Annotated in this window: 13 protein-coding genes; 9 read left to right on the forward strand and 4 right to left on the reverse strand. The window is 45.2% G+C overall.

Features of this window, described 5'->3' with window-relative positions; all coding sequences use genetic code 11:
* Window positions 1-479 precede the first annotated feature (479 nt).
* Window positions 480-2942 (forward strand): FG-GAP-like repeat-containing protein, encoded by a 2463-nt coding sequence (locus V7L20_RS11355; protein WP_334744177.1) that lies wholly within the window; start codon window positions 480-482, stop codon window positions 2940-2942.
* A 482-nt stretch (window positions 2943-3424) separates the two neighbouring features.
* Here V7L20_RS11355 and V7L20_RS11360 read toward each other — a convergent pair whose 3' ends face one another.
* Window positions 3425-3880 (reverse strand): helix-turn-helix domain-containing protein, encoded by a 456-nt coding sequence (locus V7L20_RS11360; RefSeq protein WP_334744178.1) that lies wholly within the window; start codon window positions 3878-3880, stop codon window positions 3425-3427.
* A 1153-nt stretch (window positions 3881-5033) separates the two neighbouring features.
* Between V7L20_RS11360 and V7L20_RS11365 the strand changes: the two genes are divergently transcribed.
* Together V7L20_RS11365 and V7L20_RS11370 are read left to right on the forward strand one after the other, a co-directional pair.
* Window positions 5034-6773, forward strand: coding sequence for a diflavin flavoprotein (locus tag V7L20_RS11365; protein WP_334744179.1), 1740 nt, complete (start codon window positions 5034-5036; stop codon window positions 6771-6773).
* A 122-nt stretch (window positions 6774-6895) separates the two neighbouring features.
* Window positions 6896-8608, forward strand: a complete 1713-nt coding sequence (locus V7L20_RS11370; protein WP_334744180.1) for a diflavin flavoprotein — start codon at window positions 6896-6898, stop codon at window positions 8606-8608.
* A 150-nt stretch (window positions 8609-8758) separates the two neighbouring features.
* Here the strand turns inward: V7L20_RS11370 and V7L20_RS11375 are convergent, their stop codons facing one another.
* On the reverse strand, window positions 8759-8950 hold the full coding sequence (locus V7L20_RS11375) for a hypothetical protein (RefSeq protein WP_334744181.1): 192 nt from the start codon (window positions 8948-8950) through the stop codon (window positions 8759-8761).
* Between the two features lie 327 nt (window positions 8951-9277).
* On the opposite strand from V7L20_RS11375, the gene V7L20_RS11380 reads away from it, so the two are divergent.
* The 4 genes from V7L20_RS11380 to V7L20_RS11395 all read left to right on the forward strand — a co-directional run bounded on the left by V7L20_RS11380 (window position 9278) and on the right by V7L20_RS11395 (window position 15576).
* Window positions 9278-10351, forward strand: a complete 1074-nt coding sequence (locus tag V7L20_RS11380) for a TIGR03032 family protein (RefSeq protein WP_334744182.1) — start codon at window positions 9278-9280, stop codon at window positions 10349-10351.
* 42 nt (window positions 10352-10393) lie between these two features.
* Window positions 10394-14761, forward strand: a complete 4368-nt coding sequence (locus tag V7L20_RS11385) for a beta strand repeat-containing protein (RefSeq protein WP_334744183.1) — start codon at window positions 10394-10396, stop codon at window positions 14759-14761.
* A gap of 61 nt (window positions 14762-14822) precedes the next feature.
* Entirely contained in the window at window positions 14823-14987 is a 165-nt protein-coding gene (locus V7L20_RS11390) for a hypothetical protein (protein WP_334744184.1), read from the forward strand.
* Window positions 14988-15396: 409 nt separating this feature from the next.
* Window positions 15397-15576, forward strand: a complete 180-nt coding sequence (locus tag V7L20_RS11395; RefSeq protein ID WP_334744185.1) for a hypothetical protein — start codon at window positions 15397-15399, stop codon at window positions 15574-15576.
* 20 nt (window positions 15577-15596) lie between these two features.
* Here the strand turns inward: V7L20_RS11395 and V7L20_RS11400 are convergent, their stop codons facing one another.
* On the reverse strand, window positions 15597-16889 hold the full coding sequence (locus V7L20_RS11400) for a dicarboxylate/amino acid:cation symporter (RefSeq protein ID WP_334744186.1): 1293 nt from the start codon (window positions 16887-16889) through the stop codon (window positions 15597-15599).
* Window positions 16890-17081: 192 nt separating this feature from the next.
* Between V7L20_RS11400 and V7L20_RS11405 the strand changes: the two genes are divergently transcribed.
* The gene (locus V7L20_RS11405; RefSeq protein ID WP_334744187.1) at window positions 17082-19712 is read left to right on the forward strand and encodes a DNA polymerase III subunit alpha; all 2631 of its coding nucleotides are present in this window, start codon (window positions 17082-17084) and stop codon (window positions 19710-19712) included.
* Window positions 19713-19763: 51 nt separating this feature from the next.
* Here V7L20_RS11405 and V7L20_RS11410 read toward each other — a convergent pair whose 3' ends face one another.
* Entirely contained in the window at window positions 19764-20141 is a 378-nt protein-coding gene (locus tag V7L20_RS11410) for a VOC family protein (protein ID WP_334744188.1), read from the reverse strand.
* A 201-nt stretch (window positions 20142-20342) separates the two neighbouring features.
* On the opposite strand from V7L20_RS11410, the gene V7L20_RS11415 reads away from it, so the two are divergent.
* Window positions 20343-21566, forward strand: coding sequence for an acetate kinase (locus tag V7L20_RS11415; protein WP_334744189.1), 1224 nt, complete (start codon window positions 20343-20345; stop codon window positions 21564-21566).

Below are 21566 nucleotides of genomic sequence, written 5' to 3' on the forward strand. Positions count from 1 at the left end.
CTTACGTAGTCTGGCGCTTTACAACACAGGATGCGAGAGTCAAGTTGCGTTCTCTCTACCCTAACCCAGCAAATTAAGCTTGCCGCGCTACTACGTACCTGTTTAATTTTTTATTTAATTGGTATAATTTCCAGTCAGAATTCAATATGTATTCTATACGACTTATTAGTGCAGCCTCTTCTTTTCTTAGGCTACGCCAGCAGGGCGAACGCCTCCAAATATAGTACACATATACTAATAAGAGGTTCTGGCAGCAATGTAAGCATGACAAAGCTTACAGCAACGCGTGTGGGATGAAGGATAAGCGATTAGGGATTGGTGGTGATACCGAGTTGCGTTCAAAAATATTAGTTTTGCCAGGCAGGGGAAGCAGGGGAAGCAGGGGAGAAATACTACATATGATTGCAAATTGGTATGACGTTAACATAAAAACAGTGATTTTACCGTGTATTACATTGCTAGTACAAAAGTTAACCATCATGTCTTCTCGCAAATTCAAGATCATGACCCGCATCGCGATGAGCCTGACCGCCCTCATCGCCGCGATGCTGTGTGCCGTCGGGCCCTCTCCGCCTACCGAGGCAGTGATCGGTGGCTCCGAGGTCAGGGTCAACTCCAATGCTCAGGTCTATATCGACATTACTGGTGGCCTGAAGTGTACCGGATCGCTGATCAGCCGGAACTGGGTGCTGACGGCCAAACACTGCCTGAATGGCTCCCAGGGTGCTGCGGCTACAATCTCGAACACAACTCTCTACCTCGGCGAACGACAGCGGACTAGCGGGGACCTGCACATACCGTCGAGGATCATCCTCCATCCGGACAAGGATGTTGCGCTGATCGAGCTCTTGGTGGCGTCCATGAATCGCCCAACCGTTTCGTGGGGGATCGGCAACGCTTTCGTTGGATCGCACCTGTTTGCGGGTGGGTGGGGTGTCACTAGCCAGTTCAGCCAGGTGCCATCGGCGTTCTTGAAGATCGCTTATTACAGGGGGGGCACACGCCCGATCACTCAGACAACGCCGACGATCCCTAGCGGTGCTGATATCTTCATGTATCCTGTAAGCGGAGAGTTGGCTTTAGGTGACTCCGGCTCTGGAGTGTTCAGCATGGGCCTGCTATGCGGCGTGTTCACCACGACGACTACGCTCGGGCCGCACGTGGCGTTTGCGACGAGCACCAACTCGATTGCGGCATGGATTTTCTCGACGTCCGGTGTGCCTCCCGACCACAACCGATCGTGCAACCGGCCGAACGACAAACCGGAGACCGCGTTAGACTTGAAGCTGATGCCGCTTGGTGCCTCGATCACTGAGGGGATCGGGAGTTCCGACGGCAGTGGCTATCGGCTCGACCTCTTCAATGAGCTGGGCAGCGGGCACTTCATGGATCCACCGACAGCGAGGGCTGGCGTGGCGGCCACGAATTCGCGGCTAGGCTCGAGGGAGGCGACGTCCGCCACCGCCTCGTCGTCGATCGATCCGCTAACCGACTCCCTGGACGGCAATCTCACGAGCGGTAACGTCGACTTCGTCGGTCGAAAACACAACGGCTCGGGGGGTGATCCGGATGATGAGGGCTGGCCGGGGTTCCGGATCGATCAAGTCGCGCAGGTGGCGTCGTGTGCTGTGCCGTACTACCACCCCAATCTGGTGACCCTTCTTGTGGGTACCAATGACGTTCAGCAGAACCATGATCTGTCGACAGCGCCCCAGCGTCTGCGCAACCTGATCGATCAGATCCTGACCGACTCACCCAGGGCCACGGTGTTGGTCTCCGACATCCCGCCAAACACTGATGCCACCCACCCAGAACTCGACGCCAACACGGCTGCCTACAACGCAGCGATCCCTGGGGTCGTAGACAGCTTGGTCTCAGCCGGAAAGCATGTCATCTTCTCGCCTGCCGGACTCACTCGCGAACAGGTCGGACCCGACCACATCCACCCCACCGACGATGGATACGCCCAGATATCGGCAGCCTTCCTCGAGGGTGCACAGGAGGCGGTCGCGAGCGACTGGGTGCAGGAACCTCAGGCACCGGGAGCGCTACCTGCGGGTTGCCCGGCTGTATCCAGCAGCCCGACGGACCCGCGATGGGAGGACCACGGCGTGTCATTCAAGAACGGCTTCGGGCAAGGGAACTCGTATCGGTGGGGCGATGTTAATGGTGACCACTTGCCGGAGCTGTTCGTCGTCAAGCCTGATCAGAGCTGGACTTTTTACTGGAACAGTGGCCGCACAAGTACTGGCTGGACCGGCTGGGCGAAGGGCGTGACTCGCGCCGCGTCCAGACCCGGTCTTGTCGGCAATCAGCTGCGGTTCGCTGACATCGACCATGATGGTCACACTGACTGCGTCACGGTTGACCTCTTGGGTCACATGACGGTGAGCATCTGGGACGAGGCCAAACCCGTGGGGGAGAAGATCTGCAGGAAGAAGATCACGAACAAGGTCGATGTCGATGGTACGGGAATCATACCTGCCGACAGTCGCATCGACCTACAGGACATCGATGGCGACGGACTTCCGGACTACCTGATTACTGATCGCTACGGCGCGACGCGAGTGTGGATCCAGGTTACACGGCATGGTTCCAACGGGCGTTACTTCGCATGGAGCCCGTTCGGTCAGTTGGTCCCGCGGTCGGGAAGCGAGCCCCGCGAGCGACGGTGGGCTGACCTCAATGGTGACGGGCGGGCTGACCTGATTCTCATCACTGCGAAGGGAGGCGCGAACGCGTGGATCAACCAAGGATTCTCCTTCAACAACCGGCCGACCTACTTGAAGCTCCGTGACATCGGCAATATCGCCACCGACAAGAACGTGCCGCCTCATGACGTGCAGTTCGTCGATATCGGCGGCAACGGTAGGGCCGACTTCGTCCGAGTGGGCTGGACGGGAGTGATCCACATCTGGCTTAACCGTTTGAAATTTCTGTAATTATTTTGATGAAAAGCTTCGACAGCAACTGTTAGAATACCATGTTCTTTGACAGGCAGCCGTCGGCTGCCTCTAACTCAACCTCATGATGATTATCATTATTAAAAGTCATCTTTAATTTCCTAAAAGTCATGTCTGATTAAGGTTTCGCTGAATTACACTCAGATCCTGGCTCTTAATACTTAGATGCGTTTGCCCTGGCTACGCTAGCAAGTCCACGTCCCTTGCGCGTCTGATAGAGAACATCTGAATATCAATACAATTGAGTTAAGCATTTCTTCCTTGTCTCTATGTTACGCCAGTTGCTAAAGAGCAGGAACGCTAAAAGCGAACAAGTCGGGGGAACTGCAAGGGCGCACTCGCTTCTCTACGCCTCTGCGGTAGCCTGCGACAAGCCAATGCAACGTCTACGTTAAAAAAATTGACTTTCACAAAGAGTTTTAACTTTAACCTAAGCGTATTGGTCTGAATATTGATTTAAGTTAATTATTCTGTTCTTGAGGTTGTTTGCGTGCGCTTCCAAACCTTTTTCCTCTTTTTTTAAGTACCCGTCGTAACCGATCTGCGCTCAAGTTGACTTGACGCTCAGATGCCAGTTTATTTGCTAATTGTTTAGAGTTATAAGTTTGTGACTCTTGAGCTAAACAATTTTCTAGATAAGCCAAGTCTGATTCCGAATATCGGGGTTTTCCTCCTCGACCTGGAGCATCCCACAAACCTGCTAAACCCATCTTTTCCCAACGATGAAGGGTTTGACGCACTGTTGAAATCGCCCAGTTTAAGCCTTTAGCAATTTGCTCATTCTTTAAGCCGCGAGTATTTAGCAGTAAAACTTGAGCACGATCCTTAGTACGTTGAGGAACATCTTTGGCTTTTCTTAACTCTTCTAAAGTCAGCTTTTGTTCGTCAGTTAGAAAGACTTTTAATCGGCATCCCATAAACAATAACCTTTTACACAGTCAATTTTTGCCATTTTTTATGTCTACTTACGCCTATATACTTAATCACCTACGTATTTAATAGCACACTGTAAAAGCAGTTGAATTACAAGCATTAAGGATATCAGCGTTTAAAAGGCTGCTACGCGAGAAGTATTAGCTCGAGAACACTATTAAAGTTTGCAATTTATCATCGAGAATGAATTTTTATAAAAAGTTAAGTACATCATAAATGACATCATTAACTGCACAAGCAAATTTGTTAGATAGCTCGAAGCTAGAGATTTCAGCTATGACAATAATTGATTGATATTGTCCTGATTAATGTTTAAAGTCCATAATAAAGGACTGTATCATTAAATTTCTTAGATCACTCCTATGGTTAGGGAGATTTATCGAAACTTTAAAAATGATTTTTACGTTATTTTAAATTTGAATGCCCAGAAAAAGGTATACAAGCCTAGTTCCTTTTTCTACTACTCGGCTCTGGAAATTTGCCTTGGTTATCTCCATAAAAATATTTGTTTTCTCCACTTTACATAAAGTTTATATTTTCCATGAGTATATTTTGGTTGAGACAAAAATCTATTCTATATACATTAGAAAAAACAGTGCTAACAAATTACTTGATGCAGGCTGAAAGGTGAAGTTTATCTTACTTTTCCTACCTTTCCTACTTTTCCTACCTTTCCTACTTTTCCTACTTAATACATAATAGAGAGTCTTAAAAAAGTAACTTTTGATAATCGGCATTTAAAGCTATTGTCTTAATACCTCATTTTGCAACATATCAATATTTTATACCAAAATTAAAAAATATATTTGTGAACCCTGCGATTTACTTAGTATTCATACCTAATAAAAAAAGGTTATAATAAAAAATTTGGCTAGATTATAATTTTTAATATAATAAATACGAATATTTTTGAATTAGAATAAAATAAAATAAATAGCAAAATCAAATACTCAGTAAAATTTGAAGAATAAATTAATAATTATTAATTTATTTGATTTATAGTTTTTATGAAAAAAAAGCAATAATTGATACAACTTAAATTTTTCAAAAATTGATATTCATTACAACTTAAACAAAAAATAATAGGGACAATGGAGGCAGAAGAAAAACCTGTTAATTTGCGCTCGGAGACGAATAATGGTAGCGATGTCTACGACCGGCAAGGCCCACGCAGAGAACGTTCAACATCGGCTAACTATACAAACTGTAGAAATTGCCCCTAACACAACGGCGATTCGCTCTCTTGATTGGGACCGCGATCGCTTCGATATCGAATTCGGATTGCAAAACGGCACAACCTACAATTCATATCTAATTAGGGGTGAACAAACAGTTTTGATAGATACTTCTCACCAGAAGTTTCGCGATCTGTATTTAGAGACTCTAAAAGGTCTTGTCAACCCCAAAACAATTGATTACATAATTGTTAGTCATACAGAACCAGACCATAGCGGCTTAGTAGAAGATGTTCTTCAGTTAGCTCCTAGAGCTACTGTCTTAGCTTCAAAAGTTGCGCTTCAGTTTTTGGAAGGCTTAGTCCACGATCCTTTCTCGAAGAGGGTTGTAAAAACTGGCGATCGCATAAATATAGGTAAGGGACACGAAATGGAATTCGTGAGTGCGCCTAACCTGCACTGGCCAGATACAATCTTTAGCTTTGACCGCAAAACCCAAATTCTCTACACTTGTGATGCTTTTGGGATGCATTTTTGTGATGATCGCACCTTCGACGAAGATTTAGAAGCGATTGAAGCAGACTTTAGATTTTACTACGACTGCTTAATGGGCCCAAATGCTCGTTCGCTGCTGAATGCAATGAAGCGGATGGGTGAACTAGGGAAGATTAATATTATTGCCAACGGTCACGGGCCATTATTACACCACCATCTAGATGTTTTAACTGGGTGCTACGAAAATTGGAGCCAAAAACAAGCTACAGCAGAAACCACCGTCGGCTTGTTTTTTGTCTCAGAATATGGATATGGCGAACGTCTTGGTCACGCAATTGCTGAAGGTATACTGAAAACTGGCATTGGGGTAGAAGTACTGGATCTAAGTACTGCCCAGAGCCAAGAAATTCAAGAACTAGCCGGGAGAGCATCTGGCATCATTATTGGTATGCCCCCGACTACCTCCGCCGCCGCCCAAGCTGGTATCAGTTCGGTGCTAGCTGTCGCCAAGAACAAGCAATTGATTGGGCTGTTTGAATGTTACGGTGGGGATGATGAACCCATTGATACACTCCGCAGACAATTTCTTGACTCTGGCATCAAAGAAGCTTTCCCACCCATTAGGATTAAAGAGGCTCCCACCGCATCTACATTCCAGTTGTGTGAAGAAGCGGGTAAAGACATCGGACAATTGCTGGTGCGCGATCGCAACATCAAGCAAATCAAGTCTCTTGATGTCAACATGGAAAAGGCATTAGGTCGGATTAGTAGTGGACTGTATATAGTCACTACCAAAAAAGATAATGCCTCAAGCGCAATGTTGGCATCCTGGGTAACACAAGCGAGTTTGCAACCCTTAGGATTGACAATTGCTGTTGCTAAAGACCGCGCCATTGATTCCTTAATGCAAGTAGGCGATCGCTTCGTCCTCAACGTTTTGGAAGAAGGCAATTATCAAGAACTCAAGAAACACTTCCTCAAGCGCTTGCATCCCGGTGCTGACCGCTTTGCTGGGGTAAAAACTCAAACAGCGAAAAACGGTTCCCCAATTCTAACTGATGCTCTGGCATACATGGAATGTGAAATCCAGAGCAGCATGGAATGCAGCGACCACTGGATTTTATATTGCACTGTCCAAGAAGGTCGTGTCTCCAAAAATGATGGATTGACAGCCGTTCGCCATCGCAAAGTAGGTAATTACTACTAAGAAAGAAGGAAGAGGTGACAGGTGACAGGGGACAGAAAAGAAAACTATCCCCTGTTTCCTGTTCTCTATTCCCTATCCCCTGTTCCCTATTCCCTGTTCTCTGTAACCTATTTCCAACAGCTATGACCAATTCCAAGCCACGCGACGTACAAGTTTTACCAATTGCTACAAATACTAATGCGATTATAGCACGTAGTTGGTCACGTCTACGGTTTGAAATTGAATATGCACTTGAAAGAGGTACTACCTCCAATTGCTATTTAATTGAAGCTGATAAAATCGCACTTATCGATCCACCGCCAGAAAGCTTTACCGAAATTTATTTAGAGGCATTGCGCCAGACTTTAGATTTACAAAGTTTGGATTATATAATCCTGGGTCATTTTAGTCCCAATCGAGTTGCAACCCTCAAAGCAATTTTAGAATTGGCACCACAGGTAACTTTTGTCTGTTCTCTTCCCGGTGCGAACAACTTGCGTGCTGCTTTCTTAGAGCAAGATTTAAATGTCTTGGTGATGCGGGGGAAAGAAACTCTGGATTTAGGCAAGGGTCATGTTTTAAAATTCTTACCCACTCCCAGTCCACGTTGGCCGGAAGGACTTTGTACCTATGATCAGCAAACCCAAATTCTTTACACAGATAAGTTATTTGCAACTCATCTCTGTGGTGATGAAGTGTTTGATGATAACTGGGAAGCGCTTAAAGAAGATCAGCGTTACTATTTTAACTGCTTGATGGCTCCCCAAATTCCTCATGTGCAAGCAGCTTTAGAGAAAATATCAGATTTGCAGGTGAGAATGTATGCTGTGGGTCATGGGCCTTTAGTACGCACCAGCTTAATCGAACTCACTAAAGCTTATGCAGAGTGGAGTCGTTCTCACAACGATCGCGAGATTTCTGTTGCCTTACTTTATGCTTCAGCTTACGGCAATACGGCGACTTTAGCACAAGCGATTGCTCTGGGACTAACTAAAGGTGGAGTTGCAGTCAAATCGATTAACTGCGAATTTGCTACCCCTGATGAAATTCGTATCAACCTCGCACAGTCAGAAGGTTTTATCATTGGTTCTCCTACCATCGGTGGTCATGCGCCAACTCCCATTCATACTGCTTTAGGAATTGTGCTATCAAGCGGTGACAACAGCAAACTCGCTGGGGTTTTTGGTTCTTATGGCTGGAGTGGTGAAGCCTTTGACTTAATTGAAGGTAAACTTCGAGATGCTGGATATCGCTTTGGCTTTGACACCCTAAAGGTCAAATTTAAACCTGATGATGTCACTCTCAAGTTTTGTGAAGAACTTGGTACAGACTTTGCCCAAGCATTGAAAAAGGCTAAAAAGGTACGCGTACCCCAACAAGCCGCTACTCCAATGGAACAGGCTGTTGGTCGGATCGTTGGTTCCGTCTGCGTGGTGACAGCGAAACTTGGAGAAGTGTCTACCGCAATGTTAGGCGCTTGGGTTTCTCAAGCCACCTTCAACCCACCTGGACTAACTGTGGCGATCGCTAAAGACCGAGCGATCGAATCTTTGATGTATCCAGGCGGTAAGTTTGCCTTAAATATTTTACCTGAAGGCAATCATCAAGATTACATGAAGCATTTCCGTAAATCTTTCGCGCCTGGAGAAGACCGATTTGCCAACTTTAGTACAGCAGTTGCAGATAACGGCTGTACTGTTTTCACTGACGCCTTAGCATATTTAGAATGCTCAGTCAACCAACGTTTGGAATGTGGCGACCATTGGGTTGTGTATGCAACTGTGGATGAAGGTAAATTACTCAAGCCTGATGCTGTGACTGCCATTAACCATCGCAAAACCGGGACTCATTATTAAATAGTGAGACATTTAACTTAGGGTAAGCGCTTTAGCTTAAATATAAGCAAGGCAAAGCGTTTTATCACAAAAATTCTCTTTTTTATTGTGGGATGGACAAGATGTCCATCTCATTTTTTTGTCAAGATGCAGAGTCCGTCCAAGAGAATTTTAGTTATTGACTAAGTACAGCATTTCATTAATTTGTAGCGAATTAAATTTGGCAGTACCCTGCAATGCCAATGCATCAACTGACAATGCCAATACATCGGCTGACAATGCCAATGCATCAACTGACAATGCCAATGCATTGACTGACAATGCCAATGCATCGGCTGACAATGCCAATGCGTCCCCTTGCATTAAAAACGTTACGATTTTACGCAAAGTTGTACCAAGCTATCTATCTTTAGACAGATATTGGAAGTTTGAAGTTTGAGATTACACACGATATACTTTTATATTACAAAACCACTTATTGTTTTAAAAAGACTCCGATAATACTCTGGTAGATTTCTGAAATGAGCAACCACTAACTACGAAATGTGTTGAGTGCGATCGCTCAAAGCAGATGACGGAACTGCTGTTGCTGGTGTATTGCCTAGTTTACGTTTAAGAGTAAGAGCATCCTGCCCTGCGGCAATAATTATTACCAATCGAACACCAGAGTTATCAAGGAGTCAAAACTAAGTGAATCCCAATGACAGCAACATTAACAAACCATCTCTAGAAATCAACGCTTCTCGTCAGTTTACCCCTTGGTTGTATGAGCAAAACCTGAGTTTGTCCTTCACTACCTATCAAGCGGGGAAGTTATTCTTCATCGGCTTGCAACCAAACGGCAAATTATCTGTATTTGAACGTAGCTTTGAGCGGTGCATGGGTTTGTATGCCAATGGCAACAGCCTCTATATGAGTTCCCTGTATCAACTGTGGCGATTTGAAAATATCATCCAACCCGGACAAAACCACCAAGGCTACGATGCTCTTTATTTGCCCCAGATGAGTTATGTGACGGGAGATTTGGATATTCACGACATCGCTTTGAGTAGAGTAGAAGAAAAAGATTTAAATCCACAAAAATTAGTATTTGTCAATACCTTATTTAGCTGTTTGGGAACAGTCAGCGAAACCCACAGTTTCGTTCCCCTATGGCAGCCAACCTTTATCAGCAAGCTAGCGGCGGAAGATAGATGTCACTTGAATGGGTTGGCAATGCAGCAAGGAAAACCTAAATACGTCACCGCTGTCAGCCAGTCAGATGTAGCAGAAGGCTGGCGGGAGCATCGGGCAAATGGCGGCTGTGTCATTGACGTAGAAAGCAATGAAATTGTGTTGCAGGGGCTGTCTATGCCCCACTCCCCGCGATGGCATCAGGAAAAACTTTGGCTGCTCAACTCAGGCGCGGGAGAGTTTGGCTTTGCCGACTTAAAGCGGGGAGTATTTGAGTCAGTCGCCTTCTGTCCGGGATATCTTCGCGGTTGTACATTTTATGGCAACTTTGCAGTAGTGGGAATTTCCCAACCCAGGCATAACAAGACCTTTAGCGGTTTGCCCCTAGACGAGAAATTGCAACAGAAAAACGTCGAGCCTCGTTGTGGGTTACTAGTGATTGACCTGAGAAGCGGCGATATTGTCCATTCCTTGCGAATAGAAGGGGTGGTGCTGGAATTATATGACGTGGTAGCGCTTTTGGGGGTACGTCGTCCAATGGCGATCGGGTTTCGCAGCGACGAAATTCGGCGGGTAGTAACGGTGGGATGAGAAGTAATTCAAAATTCACAATTGTAAGAGGAATCAACAATAATGGCACCTAATTCAGCAGTTTTCAACCTTTCTAACCTTAATGGTAACAATGGTTTTGCGATCGTTGGGTCTTTCGTGGGCATCTCCGATAGCAGTGCTGGAGACTTCAACGGCGACGGCATGGAAGACCTAATTATCGGGGCAAGTAAAGACAACGGCAGTGCTGCCAAATACAACGTAGTGTTTGGTAGTAGCAGTGGCTTTGGAGCTAACTTCAACCTATCTGACATTAACGGTAACAACGGCTTTGTAATTAACGGCATTGATAAAATTGACTTCTCACGCTCCACCGTCAGCAGTGCCGGAGACATCAACGGTGACGGCATCGACGACTTAATTATCGGAGTACCACTTGCCAGCCCCAACAGCAAGTACTATGCTGGGGAGAGCTACGTGGTGTTTGGCAAGAGCAACGGCTTTGGAGCTAGCCTCAATCTCTCCGACCTCAACGGCAGCAACGGCTTTGTGATTAACGGCATTGATCCAGATGACCGATCAGGCTCCAGCGTCAGCAGTGCCGGAGACTTCAACGGCGACGGCATCGACGACTTAATTATCGGAGCACCACTTGCCACCCATAACAGCAAATACGGTGCTGGGGAGAGCTACGTGGTGTTTGGCAAGAGCAGCGGCTTTGGAGCTAGCCTCAATCTCTCCAACCTTAATGGCAGCAACGGCTTTGTGATTAACGGCATTGATACAGATGACTTCTCAGGCTCCAGCGTCAGCAGTGCCGGAGACTTCAACGGTGACGGCATCGACGACCTAATTATCGGAGCATCAGGTGCCGTGCCTGTTGGAAAGAGCTACGTAGTGTTTGGCAAGAGTAGCGCCTTTGGAGCTAGCCTCAATCTCTCCGACCTCAACGGCAGCAACGGCTTTGTGATTAACGGCATTGATAGAGGTGATACCAGCGTCAGCAGTGCCGGAGACTTCAACGGCGACGGCTTCGACGACCTAATTATCGGAGCACCAGATGCCGACCCCTACGGCAAACCCAACGCTGGAGAGAGCTACGTGGTGTTTGGCAGCAGCAATGGCTTTGGAGGTAGCCTCAACCTCTCCGACCTCAACGGCAGCAACGGCTTTGTGATTAACGGCATTTATGAGGATGACAACTCAGGCAGGTCTATCAGCAGTGCCGGAGACTTCAACGGCGACGGCTTCGACGACCTGATTATCGGGGCACCTTTTGCTGACACCAACAAATACAACGCTGGAAAGAGCTACGTGGTGTTTGGCAGCAGCAATGGCTTTGAAGGTAGGCTCAACCTCTCCGACCTCAACAGCAGCAACGGCTTGGTGCTTAACGGCATTGATCGGGATGACCGATCAGGCTACTCCGTCAGCAGTGCAGGAGACATCAACGACGATGGCTTTGACGACTTGAGTATCGGGGCAAGTTTTGACTCACGCGTGCAACCCTCTAGGGAGAGATACTTCATTTTTGGCTTTGCGACGACTACAGCTCCTAATCAATTTCCAGTAGCAGTTACCGACACGGCTACCACTAACGAAGCCACTGCCGTTAACATTTCGGTCTTAGCCAATGACACCGGCCCGGATAGCAGCCGCTTAAGGGTGACAAATGTCAATGGTAATAAGGTAAATGTTGGCACTTCTATTAGTTTTAATGAGGTGAATGTTGGCACTCCTATTACCTTGAGTTCCGGTGCTTTACTGACTCTCAATGCTGATGGCACTTTCACCTACGACCCCAACGCTAAATTTGAAACTTTGGGTGTGGGTGAAACAGGCAGCGACAGCTTTAACTATACAATCAGGGATGGCAGCTTCACCAGTACAGCTAGCGTTAACCTGACCATCAATGGAGTTAATGACGCACCCAAAATTGTTTCTAATTTCAACCTCTCTGACCTCAATGGCAGCAACGGCTTCGTGCTCAAATCTCCCATTCAATCTTATTATCCATATGACAGCTTAGGCGAGTCCGTTAGCAATGCCGGAGACATCAACGGTGACGGCTTTGACGACCTGATTATCGGAGCACCAGATGCCGACGCCAACGGCAAATTTAGTGCTGGGGTAAGCTACGTAGTGTTTGGCAGCAGCAGTGGCTTTGGCGCCAGCCTTGACCTCTCTTCCCTAGACGGCAGCAACGGCTTTGCGATCAATGGCATTGATAGAGATGAATTCTCAGGCTCCACCGTCAGCAGTGCCGGGGACATCAACGGTGACGGCATTGATGACCTGATTATCGGCGCATCAGGTGCCGACCCCAACGGTCAGCAATATGCTGGGGCAAGCTACGTAGTGTTTGGCAGGGGCAGTGGCTTTGGCGCCAGCTTTGACCTCTCATCCCTAGACGGCAGCAACGGCTTTGCGATCAACGGTATTGATACAGATGACTTCTTAGGAGCCTCTGTCAGCAGTGCCGGGGACATCAACGGTGACGGCATTGATGACCTGATTATCAGCGCATCAGGTGCCGACCCCAACGGCAAATCCCGTGCTGGGGAAAGCTACGTAGTGTTTGGCAGGGGCAGTGGCTTTGGCGCCAGCTTTGACCTCTCATCCCTAGACGCCAGCAACGGCTTTGCGATCAACGGCATTGATACAGATGACTTCTCAGGCACGTCTGTCAGCAGTGCCGGGGACATCAACGGTGACGGCATTGATGACCTGATTATCGGCGCATCAGGTGCCGACCCCAACGGCAAATCCCTTGCTGGGGAGAGTTACGTTGTGTTTGGCAAGAGCAGTGGCTTTGGAGCTAGCCTCAATCTCTCATCCCTCGACGGCAGCAATGGCTTCGCGATCAACGGCATTAATCCATATGACTCCTTAGGAGCCTCTGTCAGCAGTGCCGGAGACTTTAACGGTGATGGCATTGATGACTTGATTATCGGGGCAAACGGTTCCCGCTACGGTTTCGATTATAACGCTGGTCCTCCTGGGAATGCCTACGTAGTGTTTGGCAAGAGCAGTGGCTTTGGTTCGGTTCTTAACCTTTCGTCCTTAGACGGTAGCAACGGCTTCGCAATCAATGGGAATGAACTAGGCATCTCAGTTAGCAGTGCTGGAGATTTCAACGGTGACGGCATCGACGACGTGATTATTGGAGTACCATTAGCTGGCGTCGGGGTCGGCAGCAAGTTCTATGCTGGGGAAAGCTACGTAGTGTTTGGCAGCAGCAGTGGCTTTGGAGCTAGCTTTGACCTCTCGTCCCTGGATGGCAGCAACGGCTTTGCGATCAACGGCATTAATATAAATGACCTATCAGGGCGCTCCGTTAGCAATGCCGGAGACATCAACGGTGACGGCATCGACGACGTGATTATCGGGGCACCAAGTCAAAACAGCCGCAACGCAGATCAAAACGACGGAGAAGGCTACGTTATCTTCGGCTTTCCAACTATACTTAGCACCCAAGAAGATACTGCCGTTAACATCCTTGCCAGCACCATTCTTAGGAGATATTCAGACATTGATAGCGATACTCTAAATATCAGTGGCATCACCAACCCTGCCAACGGTACACTCACCTTCAACGACAATGGTACTGTTGGAAATGCTAGTGATGACTACTTCATCTACACCCCCAACGCCAACTACAACGGCGCTGACAGTTTCAACTACACTGTCACTGACGGTAATGGCGGCACTATTGATGGTACTTTTAAATTAAACGTCAAGCCAGTTAATGATGCACCAGTTGCCGTGAATGATACTGTTACGGCTGCCAAAAATACTGCTGTGAGCATTCAAGCAAATACCCTGTTGGCTAATGATACTGACATCGATAGCACCAACCTCAGCATCACTGGTGTCAGCGCTGCAACCAACGGTACTGCGGTGCTGAAAAATAACGGCACTCCCAATAACTCAGCAGATGACTTTATTGTATTTACCCCAACTTGTGGATTTAGTGGTGCGGCTAGCTTTAACTACACCATCAGCGATCGCCAACTCACCAGCACTGCAAAGGTTACTGTCCAAGTAGGCGATCGCCTTTATGGTGGCAACGGCAATGATGTCCTCCACGGCACTCCTGGTAATGACTACCTCAATGGCAGCAATGGTAAAGATCAACTTTACGGTGGTAGTGGCAAAGACACCCTTAATGGCGGCAATGGTAACGACCTCTTGTGTGGTGGTCTTGGTAGCGATATCCTCACGGGTGGTAATGGCAAGGATAAATTTGTCTTCGCTGCTGGAAAAGGTAGTGATATTATTACCGACTTCTGCAAGTGTAACGATTTGATTGGCTTGTCTGATGGTCTGACCTTCAATCAACTAAGTTTCACTGGTAACAACATCATAGTGACTGCTACTGATAAAATCTTGGCAACGCTAACCAACATTAGTACCACAACACTCACTGTCGCTAATTTCACAATTCTTTAATATTAAGGGAAGCAAGACTTTGCTCCCCTTTAAAATCAATAGTTATTATAAAACTAGCCTTTTGACCAAATTGACTATCAATTCACAGTTAGTAACAGAAATTACAAGTCTTTTATCAGCTATAATTCGACACCTCAACGCTACACTAACCGATTTTTTAACAAGCTACCGAGTTAAGATTCTGGATGGCAATGCGATCGCTTCTAAAAATCTTTGTAACAGATAAATCGAGTGTAGAGACGTAGATTTATACGCTTTTACCAACGCTGTACCAGGAATGTTGTGAAATGGTATGACTTGTCAAATAAGAGGAAAGGAGGCAGGAGGAAGAACCCCATAAATAAATTTATTTGCTCTGAAACCCTCTATTGCTGGGAAATTTTAAAATCCTGCCCTTTGCCTTCCGCTTCCTGCTCCCCTGCCTTTTTAGTCACAGGATGGGGAATCAGAAAAATGGTGTGTGCAATTTCAGTATTAAAGCGGAAACAACATAAATTGACTTACTGAAATTCCGCAATTGCCACCAGGACAACTGCAAAAACGCAGTGTAGCCTTTAACTAGAAAAACAGATCAGGCAATTGTTAAACAAAATCCCAACTCTCACCACTAAACTTTTATAATATTTGTTGTTCTTATGACTCCAAAACACACCAAAATTCAATTTCCCCTTTGGCACTATCTGAATCAGCCTTTATTTAGTCAGGATATTAAATTAGTATTGAATCCTCAACGCTTTGCATTGATCTGGCGTCTTCGACTTTTAGAACGCTGCTGGGCTAAAGAATGTGATGCCAAAGGGCCTCAACAGCATTAGATACCTCAAAAGCTGTAAAACTAAGCTTTGTCTAAAGAACGAGGCTTTTTGCCATCAAGTAAAGCACTGACAGTCATATCTCCCATAACATTAATCGCAGTGCGGCAGCGATCCAGAAACCAGTCGATAGTAACTAGCAAAGCAATGTATTGGGTAGGTAAGCCTACAGAAGTAAACACTAGTGTCATCGTTACCAGTCCAGCATTGGGAATATTCGCCGCACCAACGGATGCAAAAATCGAGGTAAGGATGACAATTAACTGCTGCCCCAGACTCAAATGTTGCCCAATTAGTTGGGAAATATACAACGCAGACATTGCTTCATAGAGGGCAGTACCATCATTATTGAAATTTGCCCCTACTAATGCCCCCAAGGCAGCAGAAGATTCTCTTAAACCAACTTTTGTTTGCAAAACTTCAAAGGTTACAGGCATTGCTGCCGCAGAGGAAGAAGTTGAGAAAGCTGTCAAAAAGGCATCAGAACCGCCAGCGAGGAATTTTAGCGGGTGTACCCAAGAACCAAATTTTACTCTGATCAGGTAGTAGCACGCCTGTAATAACAGTGCTAACAGCACCGATACGATAAATGCACCCAAAGATTTAAACGGTGCAAATCCTTGCATAGCAATGGTTTTAGCAACAATTCCAAAGACTGCGAACGGCACTAAGGCAATTACCCAGTTGAGGATGCGGACTACTGCTTCAAATAAAATTCCGATGACATCCTCTATCGGCTGATATCCATTCTTGCTTTGAGCAATTTGTTCAGATTTTAATGCCCGCAGAACGATGCCAAAACTTAGGGCAATCACAATTAGTTGAATGACATTATTATCAACTAATGGCTTCAGGACAGCTTCCGGTACAGCATCTTTGAGTATTCCCCAAGGATCAAGACTCTGAGTAGTTATTTCTGTAGTTGTTGAGGTGGCTACATTACCCCAAGTCCCCGGACGCAGCACATTTGCTACCAGAAGCCCGACTAAAATAGCTACAGTAGTATTAGTTAAAAGTAGCACTGCTAACTGCCGTCCGGCTGTACCGGGGATATTCGTAGTCATTAAGGTGTGCAGCACCGCTACCAAAATCAGGGGCGTAGCTAGGGCGCGGAGAGCCTTTAGCACCAACTGTGCCGGAATTGCTAAATTGTTGATTAAAGTGGCATTACTGGGATTGGGATTCCCCGCACCAAGGGCAATTCCAACGCTAACTGCTGCTACTAGGGCGATGAGAATTTGCAATGTGAGAGGGATACGCTGCCACCAAGGGCTAGCTTTGGTTTTAGGCGAAGTAGTACTCTCTGTTTGAATCATTAGTTGGATGCTGATTAATTGCTGTAACTATTAAAACAACACTGATGACAGTGATAATTTCGGAAAATAACAGCTTTAATTTTAGATAAAAACTGTTAATCTAAGATTCCGTTGCTTTGCAAAACCTAGCTCAAAAGGGTACACCACTAGGTAGGCCCCTAGAGATATCTTGGCTTGTGGTTGGAGATGCTTATGTCCTTTGTCCCTTTACATATTCACAGTGACTACAGTCTACTTGATGGAGCAAGTCAGCTCCCAGAGTTGGTGGATCAAGCGATCGCACTGGGGATGAAAGCGATCGCCCTTACCGATCATGGTGTTATGTATGGAGCTGTTGAACTGCTCAAAATCTGCCGTAGTCACAATATTAAGCCGATTATCGGCAATGAAATGTATGTAATTAACGGCGATATCGAGAAGCAAGAACGCCGTCCCAAATATCATCAAGTCGTTTTAGCTAAAAATACCAAAGGTTACAAAAATTTAGTCAAATTAACTACTATTTCTCATCTCAAAGGTGTTCAAGGTAAAGGAATTTTTTCTCGTCCTTGTATTAATAAAGATTTATTAAAAGAATATCATCAAGGCTTGATTGTCACCAGTGCTTGTTTAGGTGGAGAAATTCCCCAAGCGATTCTCAGTAATAGACCAGATGTAGCCCGGAAAATTGCTCAGTGGTATAAAGATGTATTCGGTGATGATTATTATCTAGAAATTCAAGACCACGGTTCTCAAGAAGACCGGATTGTGAATGTTGAAATTGTCAAAATTGCGCGGGAACTAGGGATTAAAATTGTTGCTACCAATGATTCGCATTTTATTTCTTGTTTTGACGTTGAAGCCCACGATGCTTTGCTATGTATTCAAACTGGTAAGCTAATTATTGAAGATAAGCGGATGCGTTATAGCGGTACAGAGTATCTTAAATCTAGTGAAGAGATGCAGCAGCTATTTCGTGACCATTTACCAGATGATGTGATTATCGAAGCTGTAGCTACTACTGAAGAAGTCGCTGATAAAGTTGAGCCTTACCATATTATGGGTGAGCCTCAGATTCCTACACCTCCCATTCCCTCCGGTCATACTGCTGACACTTACGCTGAAGATGTTGCATGGAGTGGACTTTTAGAACGGTTAAATCGCAAATCTCGTCATGAAGTTGATTCTGTCTATAAAGAAAGATTGGAATACGAACTAAAAATGATTCAGCAGATGGGTTTTTCCAAATACTTTTTAGTTGTATGGGACTACATCAAATTTGCTAGAGATAATAACATTCCTGTAGGCCCAGGTCGGGGTTCTGCGGCTGGTTCATTAGTTGCTTATGCAATGCGAATTACCAACATTGACCCTGTGCATCATGGGCTACTGTTTGAACGTTTCTTAAATCCAGAACGGAAATCCATGCCTGATATTGATACAGATTTCTGTATTGAGCAACGGGATAAAGTTATTGAATATGTAACTGAGAAATATGGTGCAGATAGAGTTGCCCAAATTATTACTTTTAACCGCTTAACTTCTAAAGCAGTTTTGAAAGATGTCGCCAGAGTATTAAATATTCCTTATGGAGAAGCTGACAAAATGGCGAAATTAATTCCTGTGGTGCGGGGGAAACCAACAAAACTTAAGGTGATGATTTCCGATCAAACTCCAGAACCAGAGTTTAAACAAAAATATGAGAAAGAACCCCATGTTCGCCATTGGCTTGATATGGCGATGCGAATTGAAGGAACTAACAAAACTTTTGGTGTTCATGCAGCAGGTGTGGTAATTTCTGCCGATCCACTTGATGAAATTGTCCCTCTACAGAAAAATAATGACGGTTCGGTGATTACCCAGTATTTCATGGAAGACCTAGAATCAATGGGTTTGTTAAAAATGGATTTTCTTGGTTTACGCAACCTGACGCTAATTCAAAAAACCCTTGATTTAATTCAAGAAACTAAAGGATATCGTGTTGATCCTGATGAAATAACTCACCAGGAAAGAAAAGCGCAGAAGATATTAGCTAAAGGTGAACATAGTAATTTACCAAAAGATGTTCAAAAAACCTATGAGCTATTAGAAGCAGGTGAATTAGAAGGAATATTTCAATTAGAATCTTCTGGAATGCGTCAGATAGTGCGAGATTTGAAGCCTTCAAATATAGAAGATATTTCTTCAATTTTGGCACTTTATCGACCGGGGCCATTAGATGCAGGACTGATTCCTAAATTTATTAACCGTAAACATGGTCGAGAAAATATTGATTATCAACACACCGTTCTGGAACCAATATTAGACGAAACCTATGGAATTATGGTTTATCAAGAGCAAATCATGAAAATTGCTCAAGATATGGCAGGATATTCTTTAGGACAAGCTGACTTGCTGCGTCGGGCAATGGGTAAAAAGAAAGTTTCTGAGATGCAAAAGCAGCGAGAAAAATTCGTGGATGGTGCAGCGAAAAACGGTGTTCAGAAAAAAGTTGCGGATGAATTATTTGAGCAAATGTTAAAGTTTGCTGAATATTGTTTAAGCTATGACACGGAAATATTAACAGTAGAATATGGATTGTTGCCGATTGGAGAGATTGTAGAAAAAGGCATTGAATGTACTATATACAGCGTTGATAATAATGGAAATATTTACACGCAACCTGTAGCACAGTGGCACGATCGCGGACAACAAGAGGTGTTTGAGTATTGTTTGGAAGATGGTTCATTGATTCGGGCAACAAAAGACCATAAATTTATGACTGTTGATGGTCAAATGTTGCCAATTGATGAAATATTTGAACGGGAATTGGATTTGATGCAGGTAGATGGTTTGCCGGACTAGGGAATCAAGGGATGAGAAGTAGAGGGAAAATAACTAATGACTAAGGACTAATTAAGCTGATTGATGACAAACGGCTTCTATGCGATACCCGTCAGGATCAATCACAAAAGCAGCATAATAATTGGGGTGGTAATTTGGACGTAATCCAGGTTCGCCATCGTCCTTAGCACCCAAGGCGATCGCTTGTTGATAAAAAGCATCTACCGCAGGGCGATTATCAGCCGCAAATGCCAGATGAAAGCCCTTGGATACCTCATGGGTAAACTCTCGGCGATTCCCAATCCAAAACATAGGGTAAATACCAGCACCATAAGCAGCAATGTCAGGCAAATTAAACAGGCGCTTGATACCTAATGGCGCAAGTACAGCATCATAGAATGCTAGACTGCGTTCTAAACTACTCACCCCAAAGGATAGATGGTCAAACATAAGCTCTAATTTTTGTAAAAACTACTCACACTTACAATATTTTTCAGCAAAAGCGCATCTAAAGTGCGATCGCTTTGAAAATAATTCAACAAAATTTTAGCGATGGAAGCGCACCTTTGCTGCATATTATGCCTATAGGCTAGAAGCATGAGGCTACACTTAGTGACATGATCAAAGGTGGTCATGTTTTTATGTTGTTATATGAAGATATTGGTGCTGAATGCCGGATCGAGCAGCCAAAAGAGTTGTCTGTATGATATTGCAGATGAGGCTTTCTCCACCCAAGCAGCCCAACCCATTTGGTTCGGGAAAATTAACTGGACTCAAGATCAGGGTGTGGCAGAAATTGAAGTAAAAACTAGTACGGGTGCAACACTGCAAGAATCCATCTCTGGTGATTCCCCACAGGCACACCTCACTTATATGCTTCATACACTTAGTGAAGGTGCTACCAAAGTAATTGATCAGTTGTCAGAAATTGATGTAGTGGGGCATCGGATAGTACATGGTGGAGAAGATTATCGAGATAGTGTGGTAATTACGGAGGATGTTAAAAAGGCGATCGCTCGTCTATCTAACCTAGCTCCAGCACATAATCCAGCTGCTTTGTCAGGTATAGAAGCAATTGAAAAAATCTTAAAAGATGTCACCCAAGTAGCAGTATTTGATACCGGATTTCATGCCACTCTACCCGATGCAGCAGCAATCTATCCCGGCCCTTATGAGTGGGTAGAGCAAGGAATCCGTCGCTATGGGTTTCATGGTATCAGTCACCAATACTGTTCTCAACGTGCTGCCCAAATTCTCAACCGAGATGTTCCCCCTGAGCGGTTAATTACCTGTCATCTGGGCAATGGCTGCTCTTTGGCAGCGATTAAAAACGGTCGCAGTATTGATACTACAATGGGATTCACCCCCCTAGAAGGATTAATGATGGGTAGTCGTTCTGGTTCAGTTGATCCAGGAATTCTGATTTATCTGTTGCGTTACTGCAATTACTCTGTCGAAAAGTTAGATCATATCTTAAATAAAGCTTCTGGGTTAAAGGGAATTTCGGGTGTATCTAGCGATATGCGTGAGGTAAGAGAAGCGATTGCTCAAGGTAATTCCCGCGCTCAATTGGCGTGGGATATCTACGTACATCGCCTATGTTCTGGTATCGGTGCAATGCTTGCCAGTTTGGGCGGATTAGATGCTTTAGTGTTTACAGCAGGGGTGGGTGAACATTCCCCGGATATTCGCCAAGCCGCCTGTGAAGCTTTTGGTTTTTTGGGATTAAAAATAGACCTTGAAAAAAATCAGCAGCAGGCTGTTGATGAGGATATTGCCACACCCGATTCAGCAGTACGGGTATTAGTTATTCATACTCAAGAAGATTGGGCGATCGCTGGGCAATGTTGGCAGTTATTAAATAAAGAGTTATGA

The organism is Nostoc sp. (genome assembly GCF_036916735.1).
Lineage (GTDB): Bacteria > Cyanobacteriota > Cyanobacteriia > Cyanobacteriales > Nostocaceae > Nostoc.

Excerpts from the sequence above, each read along its gene's own strand:
- V7L20_RS11355 (WP_334744177.1), top strand. The coding sequence starts at position 480 with ATGTCTTCTCGCAAATTCAAGATCATGACCCGCATCGCGATGAGCCTG.
- V7L20_RS11360 (WP_334744178.1), bottom strand. The coding sequence starts at position 3,880 with ATGGGATGCCGATTAAAAGTCTTTCTAACTGACGAACAAAAGCTGACT.
- V7L20_RS11365 (WP_334744179.1), top strand. The coding sequence starts at position 5,034 with ATGGTAGCGATGTCTACGACCGGCAAGGCCCACGCAGAGAACGTTCAA.
- V7L20_RS11370 (WP_334744180.1), top strand. The coding sequence starts at position 6,896 with ATGACCAATTCCAAGCCACGCGACGTACAAGTTTTACCAATTGCTACA.
- V7L20_RS11375 (WP_334744181.1), bottom strand. The coding sequence starts at position 8,950 with ATGCAAGGGGACGCATTGGCATTGTCAGCCGATGCATTGGCATTGTCA.
- V7L20_RS11385 (WP_334744183.1), top strand. The coding sequence starts at position 10,394 with ATGGCACCTAATTCAGCAGTTTTCAACCTTTCTAACCTTAATGGTAAC.
- V7L20_RS11395 (WP_334744185.1), top strand. The coding sequence starts at position 15,397 with ATGACTCCAAAACACACCAAAATTCAATTTCCCCTTTGGCACTATCTG.
- V7L20_RS11400 (WP_334744186.1), bottom strand. The coding sequence starts at position 16,889 with ATGATTCAAACAGAGAGTACTACTTCGCCTAAAACCAAAGCTAGCCCT.
- V7L20_RS11405 (WP_334744187.1), top strand. The coding sequence starts at position 17,082 with ATGTCCTTTGTCCCTTTACATATTCACAGTGACTACAGTCTACTTGAT.
- V7L20_RS11410 (WP_334744188.1), bottom strand. The coding sequence starts at position 20,141 with ATGTTTGACCATCTATCCTTTGGGGTGAGTAGTTTAGAACGCAGTCTA.
- V7L20_RS11415 (WP_334744189.1), top strand. The coding sequence starts at position 20,343 with ATGAAGATATTGGTGCTGAATGCCGGATCGAGCAGCCAAAAGAGTTGT.